The organism is Engelhardtia mirabilis, from assembly GCF_007748095.1.
Lineage (GTDB): Bacteria > Planctomycetota > UBA1135 > UBA1135.
In genome coordinates, this window is sequence record NZ_CP036287.1 from 3,603,976 (window position 1) to 3,617,648 (window position 13,673).

Here is a 13,673-nt window from a genome sequence, read left to right on the forward strand (position 1 = left end):
CTGGCCTATCGGGGCGCGTCCCCCTGCCAACACGATGCTCCGCAAATCCCTCCGCCGATCGATCTTCCCCGTCCTCCTCCCCGGGCTCCTGGGCTTGGCCGCGTGCCAGTCCGTGCAGCCCCCTGCGCCGGCCGAGATCGGCTACTGGCAGGAACCCGCCGCCGGGGTCGAGACCCGCGAGCTGCGACTCCTGGTCACGCAGTTCTGGGAGGGTTGGATCGACTGGCACCCGATCGAGGCGGCCCAGCTCGGTGACCCGGTCGCCCTCGGCGAATGGCCGGCGGTGGCGGACCACGTGCGCGGCGCGCGGCAGGAGCAGGTCTGGGAGCTGCGCACGAAGCTCGGACTGCTCGACCCGAGCCACCTCTCGCCGTCCGAGCGCATGACCTACGACGTGCTGCTCGACGCCATCGAACGGGAGAAGATCGAGCTGCGCGCGGGCACCGACCGCTGGATGGTCGACCCGGTCGCCGGGCCCCACGTGCGCATGCTGGCCGTGGCCCGCGAGCAACCCGCGAACACCGCCTACGAGCGCGAGCAACTGCTGGAGCGTTGGAGCGCCTTCGCCCGCGCGCTGACGTCCTTCGAGCGCAGCGCGAAGGAGCGCTCCGGCGCCGGCTTCACCGCCCCCCGCGGGGCCATCGACCGCACGGTCGAGCAGCTCGACACGCTGCTCGCGATCGACACCTTCGACAGCCCCTTCATGACCCCCGCCTGCGGCGGTGGTCGCTGGGTCGACCTGGGCCCCACGGAGACCCTGGCCAACGTCGCGAAACGCGAGCTCGGCGACGCCCTTCGCAACCGCGAGCTGCTGCTGATCAATCGGCACGTCGCCGACCCGGAGGTGCGCGCGAGTGGCACGCGCGTCCTGCTGCCCAGCGCGACGGATGCCCTCGATCCCGACGAGCGCGGTGCCTTCGTCGAGTCGGTGCGCGAGGTGATCGAGCAGCAGATCGTTCCGGCCCTGCGCTCCTGGCGTCAGGTCCTGGCCTTCGAGCTGGCGCCCGAAGCGCCGAAGCCCAACCGGCCCGGCCTGGTGTCGATGCCGAGCGGCACGTCGATCTACCGCGACCTGGTACGCGTCCACACGACGCTGCAGAGCGACCCGGGCGCGTTCTCCCGCCGCGCCGAGGCCGACCTGACGCAGATCGAAGACCGGCTCTACGGCCTGGCCGCCAGCGCCCTGGGCGTCTCCGGCCGAGCGCAGCTGCAGACCATCCTGCGCGGCGATCGCTCGCTCTTCTTCAACGACGCGACGTCGATCGAGGCGGCCATGCGCTCGGACGTGCGGCGGGCCCAAGGGTCGCTGCGGTCGTGGTTCCTGGACGACACGGCGGTTCCGCTCGTGGTCGGCCTCGCGCCGGCGCTCGAGCCCGTCGATCGCGAGGCCGTCAGCTACCGGCCGCCGCCGGCGGACGCCAGCCGTCCCGGTCGACTGCTGATCGAAGCCAGCTCCGACCGCCAGGCCCGCTACTCCACCGCGGCCGCGGCCTTCGGCGGCGGCGTCCCCGGTCGACACCTGCTGCGTGGGCTCGTGGGCGAGCGCCCCGAGCTGGCCCTGTTCCGCCGCTACGCCGGTCCCGAGGTGCTCGAGATCGGTTGGGCCGACTACGCCGAGGAGTTGGCCGACGAAATGGGTCTGTACCCCGACGACCTGTCGCGGGTCGGCATGCTCGCCCGCGCTGCCCTGCGTCGCGCCCGTGCCGTGACCGACGTGGGCCTGCACCTCGAAGGCTGGAGCTACGCCGATGCGAGCGCCTACCTGCGCGCCCATAGCCTGCTCTCCCCCACGGAGATCGACCTCGAGCTGGACCTGATCCTGGCTCGCCCGGCGGAGGCCCTCGCGGCCGTCGCTGGCGGCGATGCCCTGCGCGACCTGCGCGAGGCCGCGGAGCAGTCCCTGGGCGCGGGCTTCAAGGTCGCGCGCTTCCACGAGGTGGTCACCGCCGAGGGTTCGATCAGCCTGCCCCTCTTGGGCAAGTTGGTGGGGACCTGGGCGGCCATCGACGGCGCGGCCGTCGTGGAGCCCTAGGTGGTGGCACGCGCCACGACCGCCCTGGTGGGCGCGGCGCTGGCCTTGGGGTTGGGCTCGGGCCTGTGGTCCTGCGGCGGCGGCGAAGGCGCGGACGCAAGCCCGGAGCGTCCGCGCAACGTGATCCTGTTCGTGGTCGACACCCTGCGAGCCGATCGCCTGGGTTGCTACGGCTACGAACGCGACACCTCGCCCAACATCGACCTGCTCGCGGCGCGCGGGACGCTCTACGAGAACAACCGCTCCCAGGCGCCGTGGACGGTTCCGTCGATGATCTCGATGATGACCGGGCTCTACGTCACCGACGAGGAGCAGGTCCTGCCGCCCAACCAGCCGACCCTGGCCGAGTTGGTGCAGGAGTCCGGTCGCACCACCGCGGCCTTCATCGGCAACCGCGTGCTGACCACCAACCGCGGCTTCGAACGCGGTTTCGACCACTTCGAGTACACGTCTAGGAAGCGCGCCCTGTCGGTTTTCAAGCGCTTCCGCGACTGGTACGAGGCCAACGAGGTCGAGCTGGAGAGCGGGGACGGCTTCTTCGCCTGGTTGCACGCCCTGGATCCGCACCACCCCTACGAGCCCAAGGAACAGTACGACGTGTTCGAGGGGGCGCGGCCCGGCCAGTCGGAGCTCGAGCGCCGCTGGGCACGCGAGGCGCCGCGCTTGGCCGAGCTGTCACCGAACCTCGAGCCCTGGAGCCTCGACGAGGCGCGCGAGTTCATCGAGGTCGAGAGCAACCGCTACGACGGCGAGGTCCTGGCCTCCGACGCGGCCGTCAAGCAGTTGATGGAGTTCCTGCACGAGCAGGGACAGCTCGAGGACACCCTCCTGATCTTCGCCGCCGACCACGGCGAGCTGCTCTACGAGTACCCCCACTACCCGCTCGAGCTGTCGATCAAACGCGAGAGCAACGGCGGACTCCCGCGCGGCGTCGCCGACATGTTTGCGGTCGGACATCGCGCCTGGTACTACCCCGAGTTGTGGAACACGCCGCTGATCCTCGCCGGCCCCGGGATCCCGGCCGGCCAGCGGCGCACGGGGCTCTCGGGCAACCTCGACCTGTGGCCGACGATCCTCGAAGCCCTCGAGATCGACACCGACGGACTCGCCATCGACGAGGGCGCCCTGCGCGAGGGTCGCAGCCTGGTCGGCGGGCCGGAGATCGAGCGTGAGCGCATCTACGCCCACGGATTCCAGACCACCGCGGTGCTCGAGGCCGAGGGCCTGCAGCTGATCGACCACGCGCCGCGCCGCTTCCTGCTCGACGAGGACGGGCCCCGGGTGCAGGAGCTCTACGACCTGCGGCTGGCGGGTGAGATCCACGACCGCATCGACGAGTACCCGGCGGACGGCGCGCGCATGACCTCGCAGATGGGCGCTTGGCGCTCGAGCCATCAGCGCCAGGTCGTGATCACCGTGCCCGGCACCGAGGCCCAGGACGCCCTGCGCGAGCTGGGTTACCTGGACGAGCTGGGCGACTGACATGACCCCGCAACAGCCGTCCCTGCCCCAGCGCTGCCAGATCGCCATCATCGGTGGCGGGGTCGCCGGTCTGTCGACGGCCTGGGCTCTGGCGCGCGCCGGTCAGCGCGACGTGGTCCTGGTCGAGGCCGAGTCCGACTGCGCCCGCCACTCCAGCGGCCTCAACGCCGCGATCCTGCGCACGCTGATCGACGAGGATCCGGTGGCGGAGCTGGCCGCGCGATCGGCTCCGTTCTTCGAAGCTCCCCCGGCCGACTTCGCCGCGGTGCCGCTCCTGCGGCCCGTGGGCCTGGTGCTCACCGCCGACGTCCCTGAGAAGGCCGCGGCCCTGGACCTGGCGGCGGCACGCACCCGCCGTCCGGTCGAGCGCCTCTCGCCGAGCGAACTCCGACGCCGCGCGCCCTTCGTTCGCATCGACGCCGAGACCGCCTGGTGGATGCCGACCGACGGGGTGCTCGACATCGCCGCCCTGACCGACGGCTACGCCCACGCCGCGCGCGCCCTGGGCGTCGCCATCCATACCGGGTGCCCCGTGGCGGAGCTGATCGTCGAGGGCTCGTCGATCGTCGGCTTGCGCACGCGCGACGGCCGCGAGCTGCGCGCCGACCAGGTGGTGCTCGCCGCCGGCGGTTGGGCCGGACGACTCGGTCGAGCGGCCGGCTCGGGCGTCGAGCTCGCGCCCATGCGCCGCCACCTGCTGGTCACTGCTCCCGATCCCAGGGTGGACCCCGACTGGCCGGTCTACTGGAACGTGGGCGACACCTTCTACGCCCGGCCGGAGAGCGGGGGCCTGATGATCTGCGCCTGCGACGAGAGCCGCGTCGATCCCGACCGCTGCGACGTGCAGTCCGAGGTACTCGAGCTCGTGGCCGCCACCGCCGCGCGGCACCTGCCCGACTTCGCCGACGCCGCCGCCGCGCACCTTTGGTGCGGCATGCGGACCTTCGCCGAGGACCGCGAGTTCGTGATCGGGCCCGACCCGGACCTGGGCGGCCTGTTCTGGGTCGCCGGCCTGGGCGGGCACGGGATGACGACCGCCCCCGCGGTGGGCGAGCTCGCCGCCGCGGCCCTGATGGGCCGCGCAAACACGGGGCTGCTCGCGGCCTTCGCCCCTGGGCGAGCGGGCGCTCGGGCCGCGGCTCAGGAACCGGGCGCGACCGCGGGGTAGCGCTCGAGCTTGGCCTTGCAGCCGGCCAGGATGCGGGCCGACCACTGGCTCATGTGCTCGACCAGGCCCGCCGCTCGGCTCGCGGCCACGTCGTGCTCGCAGCGCGGATCGGCGGTGACATCGTGCAGCCGCTGCGCGCCGCCGGGTACAGCCGCAAGCTCGAGGTTGCCCCAGCGCAGCGAAGCAGCGAAGGGCTTGATCCCGGCCGTGTCGATCCAGACCGGCCCCGCCCACTCCAGTTCGCCGCGTAGGTCGGGCGCGAAGCTGCGACCGTCGAGCTCTAGCGGCCAGGTCACCCCAGCCATCTGAGCGATGGTCGCGACGATGTCGACCCCGCCCACCGGCCGCTGGGCCACGGTCTTGGGTTTGACCAGCTCGGGTTGGGCGCAGACGATCAACGGCACCGCGTTGGCGCAGCTCACCACCGGCGCCAGGGGCCCCAGGTCGGCGCGGCCAGCGAGCGGCGTCGGCGCCACGCCCGTGACCACGAGCAGCGATCGCTTGGCGACCCCCGTCGAGACCATGGTCTGGGCCACGTCGCCGATCGCGGCGTCGATGTCGACCAGGGCCGCATCCCGCACGGGCGCGGCCACGTCTCGCAGGCCGGCCACGTGCACCCACAGGAGCGTCGGCTGCTGCGTGGACGCGAGGTCCCCCATCAGGCCCGCGGCCGTTCGCAAGCTCTGACCTGCGGGGCCGGGCACCGCGTCGACCCGGTCGAAGCCCGTGCGCGCGCCCAGGGCCAGGGCCGGACCGCCGTCGGAAGGGACCAACCCGCGTGTGCGCCAGCCGACCGAGCCCAGGACCGACGCGAGTCGCGGCAGGGCCGGGTTGGCCGCGCGACGATCGCCCGCGGCGGTCGCGCCGTGGCTGGCCGGGTGCAGCCCGCTGAGCACGCTCACCAGGGCCGCGGCCGGGTCGACCGAGGCACTGCTCGCGGCCATGAAGGTGGCGCCGGAGCGGGCCAACTTGCCCAAGCTGGGCAGCACCGGTGCGTTCGGGCGCAGACCGGTCACGTCATCGGAATACAGCCCGTCGACCGTGACCAGGACCACCACGTCCATCGCTGCCGGACCCGTGGCGGTCCCCCCCGGCGTGGCCTTCGTCGCCCCCGGAGCGGGCGCGTCACCGCCGGGCTTGTCGCCCTTGGAGCAGGCCCCGAGCAGCGGCAACAGCGCCAGGGCCAGCAGGGTGCGTCGTGTTCGATTCACTGCCCGCCCTCCTCGGAAGTCTCCACGGCCGGATCCTCGTCGTCGTAGTCCCCGTCGTCGCCTTCCTCCGCGTAGCCGAGGGCGTGGAGCGCGCCGAGGGAGCTGTCGCCCATCGTGGCCTTGATCGCCGGGTAGCGCAGGCGTACCTGCTCATTCGCCGCGCGCACGAACTTCACGTCGCGCGCCAGGCGTTCGACCACCTGGGGCATGTCACCCGCTCGATTGAAGCGCTCGCCGGGATCGAACCAACGGTCGAAGAGCGCGCGCTGGGCGGTATCCGTGCTGTGCAGCAGGTACTTGTAGGGCCCGCGTCGCAGGGCCAACCACTCGTTGCCGGGTGTGGCCAACTCGGACCAGACCGCGCGGTAGTCGACCGCGTGTCCACTGGGCCCGCCACTGCCGCGCAGGTGCGCGGCCCAGGAGGCTCCCTGGGCATCGGGCAGGGGATCGAGACCGAGCAGCTCGACGATCGTCGAAGCCAGGTCCACCCCCATCACCGGCGCCGTCACGCGCGCGCCGCGGCGGGCGTCCGGGTAGCTCTCGGGCAGGATCGCGATCAAGGGCACGTGCAGGATCTCGTCGAAGATCGACTGGTGCGAGGTCGTCCCGTGCTCGCCGAAGCCGTCGCCGTGGTCGGAGGTCACGATCACGATCGAACTCTCGAGCCAACCGACCTTCTCCAACTCCTCGAACACCCCGCGCAAGAGGTGGTCGGTGAAGGCGATGCCCGAGTCGTACAGGTCGCGCAGGTGGTCGTACTCGCTCTCCTTGCGCCCGTCGAAGCCGCCCCAGAAGCGCTCCTGCACGTTGCGGTAGAAGCTGCGGTCCGCCTTCCAGGCCTCGGCCGCGTCCTCCGGGTAGGCCGTGCGGGTCGAGTCGATGCCGCCGCTGTAGTTCGGGTCGACGAACTTCGCCTGCCACTCGAGGGGCGGCGTGTAGGGGTCGTGGATCTCGTAGGTGTGCAGGAACAGGAAGACCGATTCGTCCTCCTGCACGTCGCCGGCCGCGTCGTCGATCCAGGCGATCGCCCGCTCGAAGACGCGATCTGCCCCGCCGCCCCGGGCGTCGTAGAGGTCGAAGCCCCGGCCGAAGCCCAGCTCCGACGACATCATCCCGCCACCCGTGAAGCCGGCGGTGATGTAGCCAGCCTGGGAGGCGCGCTCGATCACGGTCGGCAGGTCGTCGCTCGGAGCCCAGGCCGCCCGACCGTAGTAGTTCCGCACGCCGTGTACCGTCGGGTGCACGCCGGTGAACATCGACATGTGCGAGGGCGCCGTCTTGGACGAGGGCGCGGCCACGTCCTCGAACAGCACGCCCTTGCGGGCCAGCTCGTCCAGAAACGGGCTGGTCGGGCGGTCGTGGCCGTAGCAGCCCAAGTGGTCCGCCCGCAGCGTGTCCAGGGAGACCAGGATCAGGTGCGGCCGGGTGGCGCGCGGCGCTTGCGGCGGGGCCGCCTCGAGCGATGTTGCAGTGCCTGAGAGCAGCGAAAGTCCACCCATCACCGGCAGCGCGGCGAGGATGCCGATTCCGACGACGAGGACTCCCGGACGACTACGGGGGGCGAACGTGACCATGGGGTGAGTATACGGCTGGCGAACGTCCGATCCTGGAGCAGGGCGCGCCGATCCCCTGTCGATCGGTTCCCACGTCTGCTCGTCTCCTCTCGTATCCGAGCACAAGGTCCATGTCGTGCCCGTCCGTGTCCCGATCGAGCCGCGAAGCGCGAGGGTCGCGGCGATAGGATCCCCCGTCCGTGGAAGAACTGGACCCGCCCGCCCCACGCCGCCCCTTCTGGCGCCGACGACTCGTGCGACTGGCCCTCTTGGCCGGGTTGCTCGGGGGCGTTCTGTACGTGGCGCGCGATCGCCTGGTCTGGACGCCCCTGGCGCGCATGGGGGCGAGCTGGGTCGCGAGCGAGACCGGCCTCGAGCTGAGCTTCGAGCGCCTCAGCGCCAGGGGCGTCAGCCGGGTCGAGCTCGAGGGCATCGAGCTGCACGACCGCACCCACAGCCCACCCCGCGTCGAGGGGCGCTTGGGACGCGTCGAGCTGTCCCTGCAGCCCTGGGCGCTGTTGCGAGGCGATCTGAAGGGCCTGGTGGAGGCGGTCGCCGAGGACGGAAGCGTGGACATCAACTTGCCGGCCTTCGGCGGTGGCGACGGCGAGGCCGCCCCACTGCGGCCCTCCGACTTGCCTCCCGTTACCCTGCGCCAGATCGACCTGACCCTGACCCTCGAGGGAGATCGTCGGGTCGAAGTGGACCAACTCTACGCGCGGGTCGGCGAGCAGGGCGTGGCGCGCCACATCGAGCTGGGCGCAGCCAGTCTGCGCGTGACCGCGGCCCGGGCGCCCCTGTGGAGCGGCGCGGACTTGGCGCTCCAGGCCCACTGGGAGCCGGAGGAGCTGGCCGTCTCCTCGCTGGCCGTCGCCGGGTTGGAGCGCGAATTGGACCTGCGCCTGGGTTTCGACGCGGCGGGCGCGCCGTCGCGTCTGCTGCTTCAGCTCCCCATGCAGGGTGGCTCGCTCTTGGCGCGCACGGCCCTGGTCGACGGCGCGCCCGCGCCGATCGGATGCGAGCTGTCGATCAGCTCCCTGCGCGATCTGCTCGAGGCCGAGCTGCCCTGGGCCCGGGCCCTGGCGGATCTCGAACTGGCACTGCCAGCACCGCTCACGGGGCTCGACGGAGCCCTGTCCTTCGACGGCCGGGTCGACCCACGCAGCGGTGACGTCGATGGCAAGCTGACTCTCGCGGGCCTGACCCACGACGCTTGGCCGGCCCTGGAACTCGAGGGCAACTCCGACTTGGCCTTCGCCGACTACCGGCTCCGTCTCGAAGGCGCGCGACTGGTTCCGGCAGAGGGGACCGGGATCGACATCGCACGACTCGAGCTGGACCTGGCCCATGCCAGCCCCCTCGCGATCCTGACCTCCGCCGACGGCTCGGCGCGGCTGTCCGTGCAGTCCGACTCCGAGCTGTGGAGCCTGCCGCAGCTCGCGAGCGTGCCTCACACCGCGATCGAAGCCTCGGCCCACACCGACATGGGCCGAGCGGGCTTCTCCTTCGAGCAGTTGAGCCTGACGATCACCGGCGCAGCCTTCCGACTCGACTCGGGTGAACTCGAACTGGTGCAGGCCGCCGACGGCGCTGCGGCCTGGCGTCACGCCTTCGACGGGCACCTTCAGATCGACGACCTCGCGGCCCTGGTCTCGCAATGGGGTGTGGAGCCGCCGCTCGGCGGCAGTGGATCCGGCCGACTGTCGAGTGCGGGCATCGGCCTCGACCTGGACGCGCTGCTCGACGGCAGCTTCGACGAGTTGGACCTCAGCCGCTGGCTCCCGGACGCCCAGCAGTCACCCAGGGCCGAGTTCGCGCTGCGCCTGCGACCGACGGACGGGCCGGGCCTGAGCCTCGACGTCCTGCAAGCGGAGCTGACCACCGACGAGGACCTGGCCTCATTCGCCGGCTCGGTGACGATTCCCTTCGACGACCCGCTGTCGGCGCAGATCGACGCCATGGACGGCTGGGCCCGCGCGGCGCACCTCGCCCATTGGTCACCGAACCTGCCGGACTTCGCGGCCGAGGTGTCCGTGGGCGGCAGCGGACCCCTGTCGGCTCCGAAGTTGCGCCTGGGCCTGGGTTGGCGCGACCCGCTGCGGCCCGAGAGCCTGTCGGGCGACGCGATCGCCGATTGGACCGGTTCCGAGCTGTTGATCGAGCAGGCCGGCGTGCGCGTCGAAGGAGCGCGGGTCGAAGCTGCGGGGAGCCTGACCCCCACGGCGGGCGGCGGGTTCGACGCGCAGGTCGTCACCCTGCGTTTCTCCACCGATGTGGGGGCCATGGCGCTCACTGCTCCGGCGGCCCTGCGCCTGACAGCCGGCGGCGAGCTGGAGCTCGAGCCCTTCGCCCTGTCCGGCAGCGCCGGCGAGCTCACGGTCGAACGCTCGGACGTCGGCGACTGGCTCGCAACCCTCGAGGGCGTCCCCGTCGGTGATCTGGCCACTCCCTGGCTGCCCCATGGGCTGCAGCTCGGGATCCTCGACGGCAGCATCGAGCTGCGCGGCGACAGCGATCACCGGACGCTGGCGGGTGACCTGACCCTGGGTGCTCCCCGTTGGCGCGGGAACCTCCCGGACCGCGGCGGCGTACCCGAGGCGGCGGAGCTCGCCGCGACCCTGGTCGAGGCCCGCTTCGCCCTCGAAGTCGAGGCGGGCCAGGGCCCGTCGGGCACGGTGGAGTTGGCCCTCGACGGCCTCGGTTCGGCCGGGATCTGGCCCGGGGTCACCTCGGTCGGGACTGGCGGCTCGGCCCACCTGGCCCTCGCCCTCTCGGAGGGTGGGGACCTGCGGACCGACCTGACCATCGCCCTCGACGACCGCGCGGACCTGACCATCACCGGCGGCGCGACCTTGATCGAGGACAGCTCGGGCTGGCCGGACCCGACTCAGATCGGCGCTACCGAACTCGACCTGACCGGCCATGGACGCCTGGCGACCCTGGGCGCCCTCTCCGGACGGATCCCCGGCCTGCGGGTGGTCGAAGGCGCGTTCGATTTCGCCGACCTCACGGTCGCCGGGACGCTCGCCGCGCCCGAGGTCGAGTTCCACGGCGAACTCATCGACGGCCAACTGCGCTTCGACAACGGCCTGCCGCCGATCCGCGGCTTGGCCGGTCCGGTAGCCCTCGAGGCGGGCCGGGTGCAGCTGACCGACCTCAGTGGCGAGGCGGGTGCGGCGCCCTTGCACCTGAGCGGGTCGGTGACCCTGGCTGCCGACCCCGTCCTCGACCTGACCCTCGCGGGCGAGAACCTGCTGCTCCTGCGCCAGCCGGACCTGACCGTGCGGGCCGACGTGGACCTGGAGCTGACCGGGCCCCTGTCCGGCGCCCTGCTGAGCGGCTCGACGCTCCTTCGCAACTCGCGCTACACCCGCGATGTGGACTTCTTCGGGATCCGCGGCGGCGCGTCGCGGCCCAGCGTCGGTGGCCGCGGGTTCGAGCTGTTCCGACTGCGTCAGCCGCCCCTGTCGAACCTGCGCTTCGACGTCGCCGTGAGTGGCGCTCCCGGCGAGCCCTTCGTGGTCCAGACCAACGTGGTGCGTGGAACCCTGCGGCCGGACCTGCGCCTGCAGGGCAGGGGCGAGGCACCGCAGTTGGTTGGCAACGTCTACGTGGATCCGACCCGCGTGACCCTGCCGTCCACCAAGCTGCGCACGACCGGGGGCACCATCCGGTTCGATCCGGCGAACCCCTTCGTGCCCCAGATCGACCTGCGCGGGCAGACGCGCATGCGCGGTTACGACCTGTCCGTCGCGGTCACCGGCGACTACGACTCACCCGAGATCGTGGTCTCCACCGTGCCCCCCATGTCGGACCGCGACGCCCTGCTGCTGCTCGCCACGGGCCAACTGCCCGAGGCCGCGTTGACGGCCAGCGGCGGGGTGCAAACGGCGCAGATGCTGGCGGTGTTCCTGGCCCAGGACATCGGTAGCCAGTTCTTCGGCGCTTCCTCGGAGGGCGACGACGGGCTGATGGATCGCTTCGAGGCCTACGTGGGACGCGACGTGAGCAAGAACGGCCTGGAGACGGTGGAGATGCGCTTCCGGTTGCTCGAGGACTGGTTGGTCGAGGGCGACAGCGTCTACCTCGCGGGTGAGCGCGATGCGTACGAAGACGTGAACGGCGGCGTCCGCCTGGTGTTCCGATTCCGCTGATGTCGCGTCCCACGATCCACCTCCTGGGTGCCGCGCTCCTCGCGCTGCTGCTGGCCGGCTGCGTCGCGACGGCCGTCGACGACCAGGTGCCCCTGGCGCGCCCCGTCGAGTTCGTCGGTGATCCCGACGCCGATCGGACCGCGCTCGCGGAACTGGTCTCGCCCTGGATCGCCGACTACGTCGCCACCGAGGGCGCCGACGCCTACCTCGACGACGCGGCCTACGAGCTGCGCACCCGCTACCTCGACAACGGGCACCCCTTCGCCCAGGTCAGCTACGAGGTGGCGGGCCCCGACGCCCCGATCCGCTTCACCCTGGAGCCGGGCCCCATCGTCGTCCTCGGCGAGCTGACCATCCTGGGTGCCGACTGGCTGGGCCTGGACTACTCGTCGAACTTCTTCCTCTTCCCCAAGCGCTCGATCGGCGGCAGCAACCTGGCGGTGTTCACCGACCGCGCCCTGCGCGACGGCATGGACGCCCTCGACGCGGCCTACTTCGAGGCCGGCTTCCTCGACGTCCAGATCCAGGAGACCCGCGTCGACGTGGACCGCGACGCCGAGCGCGCCGAGGTCGTGGTGCAGGTCAGGGAGGGTCTGCGCTACAAGGTCGGTCGGCTCGAGCTGCAGGGGGAAACGGCGCTCGACCCCGAGGACCTCGAAGAGCTCCTGGGACCCTTCCGCGCGCGGAGCTACAACCCGCGCCTGCCCTACGACCTGCGCAACGACCTCTTGGAGCTCTACGGCAACCGCGGCCGGCCGGACGCGACGATCGAGTTCCAGCGCACCGTGGACCGCGAGAGCGGAGTCGTCGACCTCGTCCTGCAGGTGCAGGCGGGACCAGAGGTCCACATTTCCGAGGTCCGCCTGGTCGGCAACACCGACACGCGCGACTCGTTCATCCTCGATCGCATGGAGCTCGAGGTCGGCGATCGATACTCCCGATCGGACGCGCGCAAGAGCTTCGAGCGGATCTACCGCACCGGCCTGTTCGATCGCGTAGCGGTGCAGTTGGTCAAAGAGGAGGGCGAGCAGCGGGCCCTGGTCGTCGAGGTTGAGGAGCGCCCCTCCCAGGAGGTGTTCCTGGAGCCGGGCTACGGCGCCTACGAGTTGTTCCGCATCAAGACCGGCTATCGCGAGCAGAACCTGTTCGGGACAGGCCGGCAGCTGAGGATCGAGGGTGCCCTGGCCGTGCGTGTGCGCGGCGCGGAGATCGGCATCACCGACCCCGACTTCTTCAACCGCGACCTGACCGCCGACCTCTCGCTGACCTACGACGAGCGCGCCTTCCCCTCCTTCACGCGCGCTGAGACCAGTACGGAGTTCTCCCTACGCTGGCCCTGGTCGACCCACCTGGAGGGCCAGGTCAGCTACCAGTTCCGCGCCACGACGATCTTCGACGTCGACGTGGTCGACGTCGAGCTCCCCGACGCAGGCGACAACGTCGACATCTCGTCGATCTCGTTCACGCCGCTCTACGACAGCCGCGACCGGCTGTTCGTGCCCCAGGCGGGCCAGGCCTCGAGCCTGAAGGTGGAGTGGGCCTCGCCCATCCTCGGTTCCGAGCTGGAGTTCACGCGCACCACGCTCAAGGCTGCGCGCTACATCTCCTTCGACGAGGAGGGCAACACCGTGCTCGCCATGGGCGCCGAGGTCGGAGCGATCTTCCCCTCCGGCGACACCGACTCGATCCCACTCCAGGAGCGCTACTTCACTGGCGGAGCCAAGTCCGTGCGCGCCTTCAAGCAGTACGAGCTCGGCCCTGTCGACGACAACGGCGAGCAGATCGGCGGCGAGGCCTACAGCCTGGGCACGATCGAGCTGCGACAGAACCTGGGGCCGAGTCGACTCCAGGGCGCCCTGTTCAGCGACTACGGCAACGTGCTGCTGAACGCCGAGGAGCTGCTCGAGCTCAAGGACTACGAGGGCGGCTTCGGTTTCGGCCTGCGCTACGTGCTCCCCGTCGGGCCGATCCGCCTCGACGTCGCGTTCAATCCGGCGCCCAAGTCCGGCCAGGACGACTACGTCATCCACCTGGCCGTGGGCATGCCCTTCTGAGCAGCCGCGGCGTTGCCGC

At 71.5% G+C, this 13,673-nt stretch carries 7 protein-coding genes; 5 read left to right on the forward strand and 2 right to left on the reverse strand.

From position 1 onward, the window contains the following. The first annotated feature begins 34 nt into the window (after positions 1-34). The 3 genes from Pla133_RS13230 to Pla133_RS13240 are packed head-to-tail and all read left to right on the forward strand — an operon-like array spanning position 35 to position 4,682. Positions 35-2,032: a DUF885 domain-containing protein gene (locus Pla133_RS13230; protein ID WP_419191496.1), complete on the forward strand. Its 1,998-nt coding sequence runs from the start codon at positions 35-37 to the stop codon at positions 2,030-2,032. A 3-nt stretch (positions 2,033-2,035) separates the two neighbouring features. Next, complete coding sequence (locus Pla133_RS13235; protein ID WP_419191497.1) at positions 2,036-3,514, forward strand: sulfatase; 1,479 nt, start codon at positions 2,036-2,038, stop codon at positions 3,512-3,514. Position 3,515: 1 nt separating this feature from the next. Further along, positions 3,516-4,682, forward strand: a complete 1,167-nt coding sequence (locus tag Pla133_RS13240; protein ID WP_145065967.1) for an NAD(P)/FAD-dependent oxidoreductase — start codon at positions 3,516-3,518, stop codon at positions 4,680-4,682. Here the strand turns inward: Pla133_RS13240 and Pla133_RS13245 are convergent. Both Pla133_RS13245 and Pla133_RS13250 read right to left on the reverse strand, forming a co-directional pair. Beyond that, positions 4,655-5,893, reverse strand: a complete 1,239-nt coding sequence (locus Pla133_RS13245; protein ID WP_145065969.1) for an alkaline phosphatase family protein — start codon at positions 5,891-5,893, stop codon at positions 4,655-4,657. The genes Pla133_RS13240 and Pla133_RS13245 overlap by 28 nt on opposite strands. Then, complete coding sequence (locus tag Pla133_RS13250; RefSeq protein ID WP_145065971.1) at positions 5,890-7,467, reverse strand: sulfatase; 1,578 nt, start codon at positions 7,465-7,467, stop codon at positions 5,890-5,892. The genes Pla133_RS13245 and Pla133_RS13250 overlap by 4 nt, the downstream gene beginning before the upstream one ends. 179 nt (positions 7,468-7,646) lie before the next feature. Between Pla133_RS13250 and Pla133_RS13255 the strand changes: the two genes are divergently transcribed. Both Pla133_RS13255 and bamA read left to right on the forward strand, forming a co-directional pair. Then, entirely contained in the window at positions 7,647-11,600 is a 3,954-nt protein-coding gene (locus Pla133_RS13255; protein WP_145065973.1) for a translocation/assembly module TamB domain-containing protein, read from the forward strand. After that, positions 11,600-13,654 carry an outer membrane protein assembly factor BamA gene (bamA, locus tag Pla133_RS13260; RefSeq protein ID WP_145065976.1) on the forward strand — a complete coding sequence of 685 codons (2,055 nt, stop codon included), beginning with the start codon at positions 11,600-11,602 and terminating at the stop codon, positions 13,652-13,654. Before Pla133_RS13255 ends, bamA begins: the two co-directional genes overlap by 1 nt. Positions 13,655-13,673: the final 19 nt, after the last annotated feature.